The sequence below is a fragment of the Neobacillus sp. NPDC097160 genome, assembly GCF_044762155.1.
Lineage (GTDB): Bacteria > Bacillota > Bacilli > Bacillales > Cytobacillaceae > Neobacillus.
Map to the genome: position 1 here is coordinate 1 of NZ_JBIWDU010000006.1, position 14412 is coordinate 14412.

General features: G+C 36.2%; 13 protein-coding genes. 12 read left to right on the forward strand and 1 reads right to left on the reverse strand.

Annotated elements, in window-relative coordinates; translation table 11 throughout:
• The 12 genes from ACIQXV_RS09800 to ACIQXV_RS09855 form a co-directional block, all read left to right on the forward strand.
• A partial coding sequence (locus ACIQXV_RS09800) for a PucR family transcriptional regulator (protein WP_402958287.1) occupies positions 1 to 688 on the forward strand: 688 nt, incomplete at its 5' end.
• A gap of 360 nt (positions 689 to 1048) precedes the next feature.
• Positions 1049 to 2491 carry an aldehyde dehydrogenase family protein gene (locus tag ACIQXV_RS09805; RefSeq protein WP_402958289.1) on the forward strand — a complete coding sequence of 481 codons (1443 nt, stop codon included), beginning with the start codon at positions 1049 to 1051 and terminating at the stop codon, positions 2489 to 2491.
• A gap of 101 nt (positions 2492 to 2592) precedes the next feature.
• A complete protein-coding gene (locus ACIQXV_RS09810) occupies positions 2593 to 3462 on the forward strand; it encodes a R2-like ligand-binding oxidase (protein ID WP_402958291.1) in 870 nt (289 codons plus the stop codon).
• A gap of 118 nt (positions 3463 to 3580) precedes the next feature.
• The gene (locus tag ACIQXV_RS09815; protein ID WP_402958293.1) at positions 3581 to 4663 is read left to right on the forward strand and encodes an NAD(P)-dependent alcohol dehydrogenase; all 1083 of its coding nucleotides are present in this window, start codon (positions 3581 to 3583) and stop codon (positions 4661 to 4663) included.
• A gap of 630 nt (positions 4664 to 5293) precedes the next feature.
• Entirely contained in the window at positions 5294 to 6070 is a 777-nt protein-coding gene (locus ACIQXV_RS09820) for an SDR family NAD(P)-dependent oxidoreductase (protein WP_402958295.1), read from the forward strand.
• 53 nt (positions 6071 to 6123) lie between these two features.
• Entirely contained in the window at positions 6124 to 7134 is a 1011-nt protein-coding gene (locus ACIQXV_RS09825) for an amidohydrolase family protein (protein ID WP_402958297.1), read from the forward strand.
• A gap of 40 nt (positions 7135 to 7174) precedes the next feature.
• Positions 7175 to 8464: an aromatic ring-hydroxylating oxygenase subunit alpha gene (locus tag ACIQXV_RS09830; protein WP_402958299.1), complete on the forward strand. Its 1290-nt coding sequence runs from the start codon at positions 7175 to 7177 to the stop codon at positions 8462 to 8464.
• Entirely contained in the window at positions 8439 to 8924 is a 486-nt protein-coding gene (locus ACIQXV_RS09835) for an aromatic-ring-hydroxylating dioxygenase subunit beta (protein WP_402958301.1), read from the forward strand. Before ACIQXV_RS09830 ends, ACIQXV_RS09835 begins: the two co-directional genes overlap by 26 nt.
• 24 nt (positions 8925 to 8948) lie before the next feature.
• A complete protein-coding gene (locus ACIQXV_RS09840; protein ID WP_402958302.1) occupies positions 8949 to 9863 on the forward strand; it encodes a VOC family protein in 915 nt (304 codons plus the stop codon).
• Positions 9864 to 10201: 338 nt separating this feature from the next.
• Positions 10202 to 11098: a LysR family transcriptional regulator gene (locus ACIQXV_RS09845; RefSeq protein ID WP_402958304.1), complete on the forward strand. Its 897-nt coding sequence runs from the start codon at positions 10202 to 10204 to the stop codon at positions 11096 to 11098.
• A gap of 262 nt (positions 11099 to 11360) precedes the next feature.
• Positions 11361 to 12155 carry a crotonase/enoyl-CoA hydratase family protein gene (locus tag ACIQXV_RS09850; protein ID WP_402958306.1) on the forward strand — a complete coding sequence of 265 codons (795 nt, stop codon included), beginning with the start codon at positions 11361 to 11363 and terminating at the stop codon, positions 12153 to 12155.
• Between the two features lie 59 nt (positions 12156 to 12214).
• Positions 12215 to 13009, forward strand: a complete 795-nt coding sequence (locus tag ACIQXV_RS09855) for a crotonase/enoyl-CoA hydratase family protein (RefSeq protein WP_402958308.1) — start codon at positions 12215 to 12217, stop codon at positions 13007 to 13009.
• A 130-nt stretch (positions 13010 to 13139) separates the two neighbouring features.
• Here the strand turns inward: ACIQXV_RS09855 and ACIQXV_RS09860 are convergent, their stop codons facing one another.
• Positions 13140 to 14054 (reverse strand): LysR family transcriptional regulator, encoded by a 915-nt coding sequence (locus ACIQXV_RS09860; RefSeq protein WP_402958310.1) that lies wholly within the window; start codon positions 14052 to 14054, stop codon positions 13140 to 13142.
• Between the last annotated feature and the right edge of the window lie 358 nt (positions 14055 to 14412).

A 14412-nucleotide genomic window follows, 5' to 3' on the forward strand; every position in this document is an offset into this window, starting at 1 on the left:
CATAAATATAGATAATGAAGGTGTCCAGAATGAAAACTTAATTGATTTTTATAATGGAATAATTGATCATGTCAATTATTATTTACAGTTATTTAAAAACAATATTTTGATTTCTACATTAGTAGATAAAATTATCCTTCTTATACCTGATGAATTACTGAAAGAGATGAAGACCGATACGAAGAGCTTTGGTGAACAACTTGTAAAACTTATTTCTAACAAAGTTATGACTAAAGTAAGTCTAGGTATAAGTGTTCTTTTTAAGGGGATTGATCATTTTCAAAAAGGCTATAACGAAGCGAATAAGTCCATTCAAATTGCTAGTAAAGAGGGAAGTTTATCGAATGTTATTTCATTTGATGAACTGGGATATTTAGGATTTTTGCTTAACTCAAGCAACGTAACTGACCTTGAAAGGTTTGGCGTAACCTTTCTAAAAGATATTATTAAATACGATAAGGAAAGTAACGGAGAACTTTTGAGAACGCTTTATTATTTGTTGGAATTTCAAGGGAGCGTTACCCAAACTTCACGTGAAATGATGATATCTGAAGGTGCTGTTAGATACCGACTAAAACGAATCAATGAAATTTCTAAAATAGATTTAACGAATTCAAAGGACTTTGTTAATGCTCATTTAGCTGTCCATATTCTTATACTTTTCGGGTTATGGAGATTAAACAATTAATTAAGGAAGATATGTTTAAGTGCATATATTTAAAAGGGATCTCACAAAAAGTTGAAATTAACTATTTGTGAGATCCCTTTTTTGTATGAAATATTGAAGAATTGGTTCCTATTTTCAGCGATATACACGAAAAAATAAGTTGCTATTGTAGATTTCCATTAACAGGTTTCTTCAATAATGGTACATAATTTTAACGGGTACACATATATACCTTTCGTAATTTTTTAAATATTATGATATTAAGTTAATAAACTTCATTATTGAAAGGGGGTAACTAGACGATTCTTTCTTGCCGATGCAGTTCACAATTTTCTTTAAAAATATCTTAAGCTACTTAACTAGTATATTAGGGGGGATTTCATGAAAGTGTTAACAAAGCAAGTTAATATGTGGATTAATAACCAAGAAGTTCACTCAGGAGATTTCTACGAAATTAAAGATCCCGGACGTCATACAGATATCGTAGCAAATGTTGCAAAAGGAACAATAGAGAATGCTGATCATGCAGTGAGAGCTGCTCATGAGGCTTATTTATCATGGCGGGAAATGAGTGTAAGTGAAAGAATTCAAAAAGTATTGACTGCTATTGAACAATTAGAGCAATCGATGCCCGAGTTATGTCCATTGGCATCCAGAGAGCATGGAGGGTTATTGTCGGAAGCTCAAACAGATTTTGGATATGGTGTTGGAGGTACGCAGGCTACAGCGGGAATTGCAGAAGCCTACTTAGCACCACAGGTGTTTGAAAATGAAAGCGCTATTGTAGAGGTTCATAAAAAACCAAGAGGTGTTTTTATCGCAATCGTTCCATGGAACTATCCTGTTTCAATTACGATGATGAAGCTCGCACCAGGCCTAATATCTGGTAATACAGCAGTTGTGAAACCGTCCCCAAACTCTCCTGCGGCGTTAACCATGGCTTTACAAAGAATGGCAAAAGTACTACCGCCAGGTGTCATAAATGTAGTGAATGGTGATGGTGATGTTGCAAAAGTGCTGACAACTCATCCTTTAGTGACAAAAATTTCTTTTACGGGTGGAACGGAAACGGCTAAGCATGTCATGGCAGCTGCAGCATCTTCCATTAAGAAACTGACACTAGAACTAGGAGGTAATGATGCTGCCATTATTTTAGATGATGTGAATGCAAATAGGATCATGCCCGACTTAGTAAAGGGGATTTTTTCTCGTGCCGGACAAATTTGTTTTGCCGTGAAAAGAGTATACGTTCCTCAAACAATTTATCGTACATTTTCAAATACATTGTGTGAGTATGTTAATGAAATAAAAGTGGGTCATGGATTGGATGAGCGTTCGACAATGGGTGCTATCAACAACCAAGCTCAATATCAATTGGTCAAGAATCTAATAGACCAATCTAAGCGGAGCAATGCTACTGTATTTGAATTAGGTAAGAAAGTACAACCGGAAGAATGGGATAATGGTTATTACATCCTTCCAACAGTGGTACGTGATATAGAACATACCGCAGACTTATCATGTAATGAACAATTCGGTCCAGTCATCCCATTAATTCCGTACCAATCGGTAGAACAAGCAATCGAAATGGCAAATGACAGTATGTATGGATTAGGTTCTTCAGTTTGGTCTTCTGACGTAGACCGTGCAGCCGAAGTTGCTCGTCAAGTAGAGGCTGGCTTTACATTTGTCAATGGACATAGCATTGACAAAATTGATATAAGAATGCCCTTTGGTGGAGTAAAACAAAGTGGAATGGGCCGCGAATTTACAGAGTTTGGGATTTCAGAGTATATAGAACCTCACGCAATTCGGATACGATAAAGAATTAAATAACTCTTAACTCCATCTCTTTTGTAAACAATCACCACCATTTTTACAAGTTTATTTTCTAAGACTTATTCTAAATTTGAGGAGGTATAATTATGCGCAGTTATTCTTCAGTAAGTAATGCCATCAATAAAAAGTCACTTCCGTATAGACTATTTAACAACGCAAAAAAATATGGTGTTTGGAATCCAGCTGATATTGATTTTAGCCAGGATAAAGAAGACTGGAAGACATTAACCGATGACCAGCGTGATGAAGTTACGACATTGCTCGCATATTTTGCCGGTGGTGAAGAAGCGGTTACTACTGATATTCTTCCACTTATCATGACTTGTGCGAACAAAAGATGGATTGAAGAAGAAATGTATTTGACCACCTTCCTTTTTGAAGAAGCAAAACATATAGATTTTTTCAGGACAGTGATAGAAAATCTAGGAATTGATAGAGATCTATCGCATCTTGTTGGAGAGGGTCATCATATGCTATTTCATGCTACAGAAGAAACGATGGGACGACTGCGGCATGACCCATCACCTGAAGCAATTGTAGATGCATGTGTTACCTACAATATGTATGCTGAAGGTGTTTCAGCTGAATCGTCATACTGGTACTTTGAACAAGCACTAGGTTCGGTAAATAAAATGCCTGGATTACTAGAAGGTATAAACAAACTTAAGCGTGATGAATCGCGGCATATCGCATTCGGAACATATATGTTGCAGCGTCAAATAAGTGAAAATCCTCATTTATTAGATAGAGCCTTAGAAAAACTTCAGTCATATGAGCCGATTACAGCTATTATATCAGCTGAATTCATTAAAAAGATTTCATTTGGAGTGACTCCAGAAGCTGTTACACAATTTGCCGAAAAACAATTAAGAGCTAGACTAAATATTCTTGAAAAAGCAAAATACCAGACACTGGAGGAAATTTTTAATACGAAGGAATCAGATATCGTTATTTAGATTATTCCAGCTGGTATCTACCATAGTAAATACAATATAAAAAAGACAAATATAATAGGTTTAAATCTATGCATCTTTTATTCTCAGTAAATTGAATTAGAAAGAGGGAGAAACTAATTTGAAAATAAAAGCAGCTATTACACATGCACAAGGAGTGAATTTTTCACTAGAAGAAGTTGAGATTTCTGAACCAACAGCAAACGAAGTTTTAATAAAAATAGTCGCAACGGGTGTCTGTCATACGGATGCTGTGGCACGAGATGTAGGTATGTCACCATTTCCAGCAATTTTAGGACATGAGGGCTCAGGAATTGTAGAAAAAGTCGGTTCAAGCGTGACAAGTTTGGAAAAAGGGGATCATGTTGTTATATCTTATGCAGCATGCGGACAATGTGAAAATTGCCTTTCCGGCCATCCTTCGTATTGTAATCGTTTTATGGAATTAAACTTTGGTGGAAAGATGGAAGATGGTACGCATCGATTGTACCAGCATAATCACGGGATTTCAACTTTCTTTGGGCAATCGTCCTTTGGAACATTTGCGATTGCCAATGAGCGCAATTTGGTGAAAGTAGATAAAGAAGTAGATTTAGCCTTACTAGGCCCATTAGGTTGTGGTATCCAAACAGGAAGTGGTGCCGTGTTAAAAGCATTAAAACCTGAATTTGGAACCTCGATAGCGATTTACGGATGTGGTGCAGTAGGGCTAAGCGCAGTAATGGCTGCGAAAATTGCTGGATGTAAAAATATCATTGCTGTAGATATCCACCAAAATCGCTTAGAACTTGCAAAAGAGCTTGGTGCAACTCATGCATTAAATAGCAATGAACTTAATATTGTAGAAGAAATAATGTCGATTACAAATGGTGGTACTCATTACGCAGTGGAAGCAACAGGTGTACCTGCTGTTGTTAATCAAAGCATTGAAGCCTCTCGGATGCTTTCAAAAATTGCAAGCATCGGTATTACACCGGCAATGGAAATTAATTTTCCTTCTTTATCACTAGGTAAAACACTTATCGGAGTAATTGAAGGCAATACAGTTCCTAAATTATTTATTACTGATCTAATAGACTATTATAAAAAGGGACTATTTCCATTTGATAAGCTAGTTAAATTTTATAATTTTGATGAAATTAATGAAGCTTTTGAGGATTCTAAAAAGGGAATTTCTATTAAACCAATATTAATAATGCAGTGAGCCTTTTATAAGTTGGCTGTAACGAGGGTGGCGGGGGAGATAGAGGTGCTCCTTGTCGTTTAGAATTAGCAAAATAATGGTATGTCTTGATGGGTCCGAAGGAAAAAGTTTAGGGACAAATGAAATTAAGAGAATTGAAGTTTAGCATATCGCAAAAGATGGAAGCTAGGTTACCTACTGCTTCCCTTTTCTATTTTGTCACTATTTACGAAAGGATTCAGAAAACACCCCCCGTCATTTTAAGTCAATAAGCAACGAACGGGTATTTTTCCGGTTTGCCTATTAAATCTGAATCTTTTTCGAGAATAAGTAGTTGTTTAATAAGATAAATCGAAAATAATGGCCATAAATAAAATTTTGATAAAGGTACTAAACTAGAAAATTTTTTAATTGGAATTTATTGATATGTGGCCATATACTATGAGTATAGTAAATATTTTTATTTTTCTGTAAATTAAATGGTTTCTTTTAGGATAAGTAGAGACAATCTTATAAAATATTTTCCACATAGGATTCATCTATTTACAATTGATCAAAAAAATGAAACTGCTTACATTTGCGTGGTATGAGAAGTCAAGCCTAAATTATATTCCCACTATTTAGAATACTCGAAAAGGAAGGTGGCTATTCATGACAAGTCCACAACAAAACCAATCATTAAAAGGAAAAGTTGCAATCGTTACAGGTTCATCACGGGGAATTGGTAACGCAATTGCCAATACACTTTCTAAAGAAGGAGCTAAAGTAGTCGTTACTGGAACCGGGGAGGAACGAACAAGAATAGCTGCTGAAGAGATAGCACAATTATACGGTGGAGAAATTGATTATTATGTTGGTGACCTATCGGTAGAAGAAAACGTAGAAGCTTTAGTAGAACAAACATTAAATCGATGGGATCGTATTGACATCCTTGTGAATAACGCTGGAGGAGGAGTGATTTTACCTTTCCTTTCACACACAAGAGAAACATTAAAGACGACCATTGATCGCAATTTATGGACCACCATTTGGCCGTGTTATAAGATTTTGCCTCAAATGATTAAACAAGATTATGGAAGGATTATTAATATAGGGGCTGATTCGGTACGAAATGGATTATGGGAACATGCAGCATATAATGCTGCAAAAGGCGGAGTCCATGCCTTAACGACTGGATTAGCAAGAGAATTTGCTAAATATGATATTACAGTCAATACAGTTGCTCCTCCTGCGGTAGAATCTGAACCATTGGAAAAATTCCGAGAAAAGGATCCTGAACTAGCGAAGAAATATATTGACATCATTCCTAAGGGCAGAGGGGCATACGTAGAAGAGATTGCAGATGCAGTATGGTTTCTAGCATCGGATCGAGCAAAGTTTATTACAGGGCAAGTCATTAGTGTGAATGGTGGAAGTACGATGTTATAAAACGAGGTGTATGGAGCCGATAGTTCAGTTAGATGTAAAGGAGGTTAAATTCGGTGATTATAGATGTCCATACTCACTTTGTTCCGGAACATTTGCCATCTATGGCGAATCGGGCCGGAGGGGAGCGATGGCCCGTAACACAATGTGTTTGTGGTAAGGCTGATCATAAACATGTGATGATATCTGGAAAAAATTTTAGGACAATTACAGACCAATGCTGGAGTCCTCAACGTAGAATATCTGATATGAATCAAGAAGCAGTGGACACTCAGGTGCTATCACCTATGCCAGAATTACTGTCTTATTGGTTTGATGCAAAAGATACGCTGGATTTTTCCCGGTATATTAATTTTCAATTAGCGGAATTTATAGCCTTCAATCCTGATCGATTTTATGGCTTAGGCATGCTGCCATTACAGGATCCTGAAATGGCAGCAAGAGAAATAAAAAATTTAAAAAAGGATTTTGGATTACTTGGTGTTGAAATTGGAACAAACATCAATGGGAAATCAATTGGTGATCCATTTTTTACACCGTTTTTTGCAGAAGCAGAGGCAGAGCAAATATCCATATTTATTCACGCCCTTCATCCTTTTGGGAAGGAAAGAAATGTTGGCCCCCCCTTATTGTCTAATTTTATTGGCTTTACGACAGAGATTGGAGTGGCAATCGCCTCACTCATTACAGGCGGCATTTTAGAAAAGTTTCCTAACTTAAAGGTTTATGTCAGCCATGGCGGCGGATCATTTTTGTCTATATTGCCTCGATTAAATTATGGGTGGGAAACAATGGATGATATTAGAAGGATCATTCCTCACCCACCGAGTTATTATGCGAAGAAGATTTTCTATGACACACTTGTCTATGATGTTAATACGATTACTCATTTAACAAATATGGTGGGAGTAGAGCAATTGATGATTGGTTCTGATTATCCTTTTTCTATTCGAGAGAAATTCCCCGGTCACTGGATTGAAAATACAGATATGAGTCAAGCTGATAAGGATGGCATTACATTTAAAAATGCACTCAAATTTTTTAATATTTCATCAATGAAGATCTAGATTCCTTTTAATCTATTAAATTATCAAGGAGGGGCGATGGATGGAAAGTTATATTATTGAAGACAAACAAAAGTATGAATTTTTGGTGAATCGAAAGGTATTTATTGATCAAGAGATTTTGGAAAAAGAACGCGAGAGAATTTTTAGCACAAGCTGGTTATATATTGGTCATGAGTCAGAGCTCCCAAACAAAGGAGATTTTAAAAGAAAAAAGGTAGGTGGAAGGAATTTACTATTTAATAGAGGAAAAGATGGAATCATTAGGGCGCTTTATAACACATGCCCCCATCGAGGTGCACTGGTTTGCCGCGAAGGCAGTGGTAATACAAAAGTCTTCCGTTGCTTTTATCACGCCTGGAGCTTTGATAATAAGGGAGAATTAATAGGGATGCCGGATAAAGAAGGATTTCCGAAAACCTTTAATTGTGATGGGTCGAAAAACTTACGCGAGGTTACTCGTCTTGAAATATATAGGGGATTTGTATTTGTAAACTTTGATGACAAGGCGATTTCTTTGGAAGATTACTTAGGAAATGCGAAAGAATATATCGATTTAGTAGCAGACCAATCAGAGGAGGGTATGGAGATTTTAGGAGATCCTCAGGAATACAGCATGCGGGCGAATTGGAAGCTATTGGCTGAAAATAGTGCTGATTCCTATCATGGTATCCCGACGCATAAAACGTACTTTGATATTGTAGCTACCCGTGGTGGTGAATTATCGAAAGGGGATTATGAAGGAAAAGCTACTGACTTAGGAAATGGCCATGCTGTTATTGAATATACAGGTGCATGGGGAAGACCAGTTGCGCGTTGGATGCCAGCGTGGGGAGAAGATGGAAAACGGGAAATCGACGAAATTAAGAATAATTTAATAGAGAAGTTCGGGCATGAAAGAGCAGATAGAATTGCAAATTTTAATCGTAATATTATTATATTTCCGAACCTCGTTATTAATGACATCATGGCTATCACAGTACGCACATTTTATCCGACTCAACCTGATTTCATGGAAGTTACAGGCTATGCTTTAGCACCTAAAAATGAAAATGAAAAGTTTCGCCAAAGACGAAATGATAATTTCTTAGAATTTTTGGGACCGGGCGGTTTTGCAACTCCTGATGACAACGAGGCTCTTGAGCTATGCCAAGAAGGTTTTCAAAATAATAAAGAAGTACAATGGAATGATATCTCAAAAGGGATGATTAGGGAAGAGCCTAAATCAAACGATGAAGAACAAATGCGTGCTTTTTGGAGAAGATACAATGAAATCATGACTAAAGAAGAATCGAAGGAGGAAAGTCATGAAAAAATCCCTTCAAGAAATTGAGGACTTTTTATATCATGAAGCGGAGCTTCTTGATGAATGGAAGCTAGAAGAGTGGGCTGCGCTATTCTCATCGGAAGGAATGTATTTGATTCCACCAATCGGAAACCCTAATGCGGATCATAATAAGTCCGTTTATTTCGCTCACGATGATCGAGATCGGTTGGAGCAAAGAGCGAAAAGATTGTTAAAAAGAGAGGCACATGTCGAATATCCTCATTCTACAACCGTGCGTAATCTTCATAATATTAGAATCAAAGATTTAGATGAACAGAGTAATAGTGCCACTGTAAGATGTAATTTTACAACTTACCGAACAAAACGGGAAAAGCTGGACTGTTTTGTTGGGGTTTTGGAATATATATTAGTTTTGGAAAATAATGAACTGAAAATCAAAGAAAAGAAAGTGATTCTTAAACTGGACAGTTTAAGACCTCAAGGGAAAATAAGTATTATTTTATAATCATAATAAAAGGAGGAATTATCCGTGTTTAGATACAAAAAAATTGGTTATGTAGCCTTAAATGTAAGTAATATCAAAAAGTCTACTGAATTCTACGATAAAATGGTTGGGTTGCAATTAGTGGAGGAGAATGAGAATGGACCTTCTTTTTTTCGATGCAGTAATGATCATCATAATATAGTTTTATATCCATCCACTAGGGAACCTGGTATTAAACGAGTTGGTTTTCAAATGGAAAATGATGCAGAACTAGAGCTTGCATATCGAGAGTTTGTAAAGCGGGGACTTCAGCCAGTAGAAGTTGAAAAGGATGAACTTGAAGAGCTCAAACAGGGTAGATCTTTCCGAATTATTGAGCCAAATACAGGTTTAGAGCTCGAGTATTACAGTAAAATGATGCACATAATTAAAGATTTTGTACCAAAACATACTAAAATCGAACGATTAGGTCATGTTGTTCTAAATGTGCAGGATGTGGAAAAAGCATTAGATTTTTTCACTGAAGTATTAAACTTTAGAGTATCGGATCACCTGGGAGATAACGCCGTCTGGATAAGGTGTTTCCCTAATCCATTACATCATTCATTTGCATTAATTAAAAATAAGGAGAACAAACTGCATCATGTAAACTTCATGGTAACAGACATAGATGATATTGGCATTGCACGAAATAGAATTTTGAATGGAGACGTTCCTGTAGCCTTTGGACCGGGACGTCATGAGCCATCAACCAGCATCTTTTTCTACTTCTTAGATCCGGATGAAATGACACTGGAATATAGCTTTGGAATGGAAGAAATCCCCGAGGAAAATGGCAGAGATGCACGTATATTGGAGCCTGGCCCTCTTACATTGGATAGGTGGGGCGGAAAACCAGATCCAAAATTTGCTTCAACAGGAAAGATTGAAGAGAAAATCAAAAGCAGCATCAATAATTGATTGTTTAACCTGTTAATTTGGAATCCTTCTAATCATCCTTACAGTTTTTTGAAGAAAGGGCTTCCTGCTGCATATTGTAGCAGGAAGCCTTTTTGCGTTTTACCCAATCTCCACAGGCGTATTTGATCTTGCTGATCGGGGCTTTTAACTTTACATATACATATAAATACAGAATAGGGGAGTGTTTTAATTTTTTTAATATTCGCATTCAATTAATTTAAATAAAGGATATAAGGCTTTTATGTCGAAATCATTCACTAATACAGGTTAAAAAGCCTTATTACATCTAACACATTTTTTCACTCGATAATAAGCACTAATCATAAGGAGAGAAAAATATGGATAGTACACAATTAGAAACATTCTTATCAATTGTAGAATATAGAAATTTTTCAAAAACGGCGGAGGTACTGAATGTTACACAGCCGACTGTTACAGCTAGAATTAAAAATTTAGAAAATGAACTAAATTGTAGACTGTTTCAAAGAGATGGGAAAAATATAGTATTGACCCTTGAAGGGGAGGTATTTATTGAGTATGCTAGTAAAATTATTACTTACATGAACAACTCAATTGAGGCAGTAAGAAAGTCCAAAACGCCAATTATTAAAGTTGGATTTTGTCCTGGTGTTTCTTCTTCTTTTATCTTAGAAACAGCGGGTGCCCTTAAAGAGAATAATATCTTGCTTTCAATAACTGAGGGTGAGGATTCTATTCCTTTAATTGACAAAGTGAAAAAAGGTGAACTTGATCTTGTATTTGTCAGAAATCTTGTTTCATATGAGGAAGATCTTGTTTCTGAATATCTATTTGATGATAAATTTGTTTTAATATTAGGTGAAAACCATAGATTAGCAGACCAAGTAACTATAACACTAGACGATTTATTTTTAGAAACATTAATTTGTTACAGCCCTAATCATCCAGTCTGGTCAAGTATTGAACAGAAATTAGAAGGCATTCCGGATTTAAGGCGGATACAAGTAAAGAATCAAGATATATTGAAAACATTTGTAAAAAACAATTGGGGGATAAGTTTTTCTCCTTTTCTTGGGATTGATGAAAGTGAAAAAAATCAAATTATAACGAAGGAGATTGATGAAATAAGCAGCATCCCCAATAAAGTAAATGTCATTTATCGAAAAAATTCATTGATAGAAAAATACCTTAAGAAAATGATTTATTCTTTTATAGGTCACGAGGTTAAAACAAACCGAATACCATCGGAAGTTTAATAAGGCTGCAATGAAATATACTTTCAGGCTGTCGAGAATAATCTCGATAGTCTTTTTTCATTAGCTGCATTTAGGCATGAGACACTGAATTTTCGACATTATTATTAACAAGCTTCAAGTATAGGATATTCAATTAGGAAAAATTAAACTACCCTTAAAAACAACCTAATTTACCCTGAATACTCCGCCATAATAAGATAGAGGTAGAGTCGTTTTATTTAAAATAGATCCGCATTGTAAAGTGTGAAAGGAGGAAAACAAAATGAGTAGCAGTGCTGTATTATTTGAACGTCAAGGCAAGGTTGCTCTGATTACCATCAATCGTCCTGAGGCTTTAAACGCGATTAATACACAAGTCTGGAACGAGTTAGGCCACGCTTTTAATGATTTTGCTGAAGATCCTAATTTGTTGTGTTCAGTCTTAACGGGTGCTGGTGATAGATCATTTTGTGCTGGAGCAGATTTAAAGGAAAAGGCAGTGTCCAAAGGGGAAAGTATCATACCTGAGGGCGGTGAAAAATGGGGCTTTGCAGGAATTGTCCAACACTATATGAACAAACCGATTATTGCTGCTGTCAATGGTTTTGCACTCGGAGGAGGAACAGAAATTGCCTTAGCTTGCGACTTAATTGTGGCCTCAGAGAAAGCAACATTCGGGCTTCCAGAAGTAAAAAAAGGGCTTATTCCTGGTGCTGGAGGACTTTTGCGTCTCCCAAGACAAATTCCATTGAAAGTAGCCATGGAATATATTTTAATAGGAGACTCATTTTCTGCAGTTGAGGCAGAACATTGGGGATTAGTCAATCGTGTTGTTCCTCATGAACAGTTGCTAGAAGAAGCTTTAGCATTAGCAGATAAAATCACAGAAAACGCCCCCCTATCTATTCGTGCCAGTAAAGATATTGTTTACCGAGGTCTTGATGCGGCATTAGACCATCCCAATGAAGCTTGGGCTATTAATCAAAAATATTTGCAACAAGTTATTGGAAATGAGGATAGTATGGAAGGGATTAAAGCCTTCATAGAAAAACGGAAGCCTGAGTGGCAAGGGCGTTAACCAAGAATTCAAAGAATAAGACATAGATGAAATATAGATGATGAAGGGTGGAATACGAAATGAGTAACAACGCTGTATTATTTGAACGACGAGGCAAGGTTGCGCTGATTACCATCAATCGTCCCGAAGCATTAAACGCCGTTAATGCGCAAGTCTGGGCCGGATTAGGACTAGCGTTAGAAGAATTTGGTGAAGATTCCAATTTGTGGTGTGCGGTCTTGACGGGTGCCGGGGATAGGGCTTTTTGTGCAGGATCAGATTTAAAAGAAAAGGTAGGGGCTAATGGATGGAACGTAATACCTGAAGGCAGCGAAAAATGGGGCTATGGTGGTATAGCGCAACATTATATAAACAAACCGATCATTGCTGCTGTCAATGGTTTCGCACTCGGTGGAGGGGCAGAAATTGCATTAGCTTGTGATCTAATTGTTGCTTCAGAAAAAGCAACTTTTGGGCTTCCTGAGGTAAAAAAAGGGCTCCTTGCCGGCGGGGGTGGCCTTTTACGGCTACCAAGGCAAATTCCTTTGAAAGTGGCTATGGAGTATATTTTAACAGGAGACTCGTTTTCTGCAGAAGAAGCTAAACATTGGGGGTTAGTCAATCGTGTTGTTCCTCACGAAAAGTTGATTGATGAGGCCTTTACTTTAGCAGTAAGAATTACAGAAAATGCCCCCCTTGCAATTCGTGCTAGTAAAGATATTGTTTACCGCAGTCTCGATGTTTCATTAGATCATCCCGAAGAAGCTTGGGCTATTAATCAAGATTATTTACAACAAGTGATTGGCAATGAAGATAGTATGGAAGGGATTAAAGCCTTTATAGAAAAACGAAAGCCGCAATGGCAAGGGCGTTAAGAAAGGTTTTTCAAGAATTTATCACTCTTTTTAATCAGCTTCTTTTTCCCTTTTTAGTTCGAGGAAAGTGGCTAGGCAGATGCCCGCCACTTTTAACATGTTGTGTGGTAACTTTTTTTGATTGAAATGATTAATAATTCCCTTGTTTAATTTGTTCTTTTATTATTTGGATAAGCCCTCTTGCGGATGGTGAGAAATGCCTTTTTTTCGAACGAACAAATCCACAAGTTAAATTGGATCGTTCATAATTTACTAACGGAACTGGGATTATTTGACCATCTAAAACTCTTTGATCGTCTTTTATAGTGAACTCAGATAGAAAACTAATACCTATCCCGGATGTAATCGATTTTATTATCGTTTCCGTATTTGTAGATTCAAATAACATTTTAATAGGGCCGTATTGGAGTAATAGATCTTCATAAATAGGTTTAGTAATAGAATGTAATAGTAGCGTATGATCCAGTAAGTCCTCAGGAGTGATGCTTTCTTTGAACGCGAGTGGAGAGTCTTTATTTACACAAACAAACATTCTTCCCTGAAATAAGGTATCAAAATGTAATACATTTTTATTTGAGTTTCCCGATTTAATCCATGTCATCTCATCCACAGATATGAAACCAAGATCATTCTCGTTATTTAACATTTCTTTAATTACATTCTGATTCTCTTCAATTGTAATTTCAGTGTTCGAAAATTTCTTCTTAAATAGTGATATCGCTTTAGGTAAAAAAGTAAGTAAAGTACTCGGACTGCCAACAATCTTTAGTTCTTTATCCATCATTGTGCTATGTGACTTTGCCTCTAGTTCTAACTCAAGTATTTTATTTTGAATGACATAGGCTTTTTCTATGATTACTTTTCCTCTTTCTGTTGGTTTTGTTCCTACTCTTGACCTTCTAAATATTCTTATTCCGAATTCTTTTTCCAAATTTGATATCGATTGGCTGATAGTAGCAGCGGAGACATGAAGATTTTGTGCTGCTTCAGAAATAGATTCTGTTTTTGCGACTTCGATAATATATTCAATTTGTTGAATTTGCATGTTTTACCTCCCTCCTTCCTTAGGAAAAATTTAAGTAACGTTAAATAATACTTAATTTACCCTATCTATTTTCTATTATAAAATTTATTCAGAATATTACAACGATGAAATTGAAATGTAGAAGGGGGAACTGGATGATAGAAGAACGGATGAGAAACAACTGGTACAAAAAATAGTAAAACGATATTCTGAAAAATTAACAGGAGAGAGCTAAAAATTTCATATAAAAAAAATTTGGGAAAGAGCAATAAAAAAATAGTTTTTTCAATTGGAAATTACCAAATTTTGAGTTTATGATTGAAATAGGGATGGAAAATTCAAAATATTCATGCAAAATATTTGAATTAAATAAAAAATA

Coding starts and splice junctions, on each gene's coding strand:
- ACIQXV_RS09835 (WP_402958301.1), top strand. CDS start 8,439: ATGAAAAAATCCCTTCAAGAAATTGAGGACTTTTTATATCATGAAGCG.
- ACIQXV_RS09855 (WP_402958308.1), top strand. CDS start 12,215: ATGAGTAACAACGCTGTATTATTTGAACGACGAGGCAAGGTTGCGCTG.
- ACIQXV_RS09805 (WP_402958289.1), top strand. CDS start 1,049: ATGAAAGTGTTAACAAAGCAAGTTAATATGTGGATTAATAACCAAGAA.
- ACIQXV_RS09830 (WP_402958299.1), top strand. CDS start 7,175: ATGGAAAGTTATATTATTGAAGACAAACAAAAGTATGAATTTTTGGTG.
- ACIQXV_RS09820 (WP_402958295.1), top strand. CDS start 5,294: ATGACAAGTCCACAACAAAACCAATCATTAAAAGGAAAAGTTGCAATC.
- ACIQXV_RS09860 (WP_402958310.1), bottom strand. CDS start 14,054: ATGCAAATTCAACAAATTGAATATATTATCGAAGTCGCAAAAACAGAA.
- ACIQXV_RS09845 (WP_402958304.1), top strand. CDS start 10,202: ATGGATAGTACACAATTAGAAACATTCTTATCAATTGTAGAATATAGA.
- ACIQXV_RS09810 (WP_402958291.1), top strand. CDS start 2,593: ATGCGCAGTTATTCTTCAGTAAGTAATGCCATCAATAAAAAGTCACTT.
- ACIQXV_RS09850 (WP_402958306.1), top strand. CDS start 11,361: ATGAGTAGCAGTGCTGTATTATTTGAACGTCAAGGCAAGGTTGCTCTG.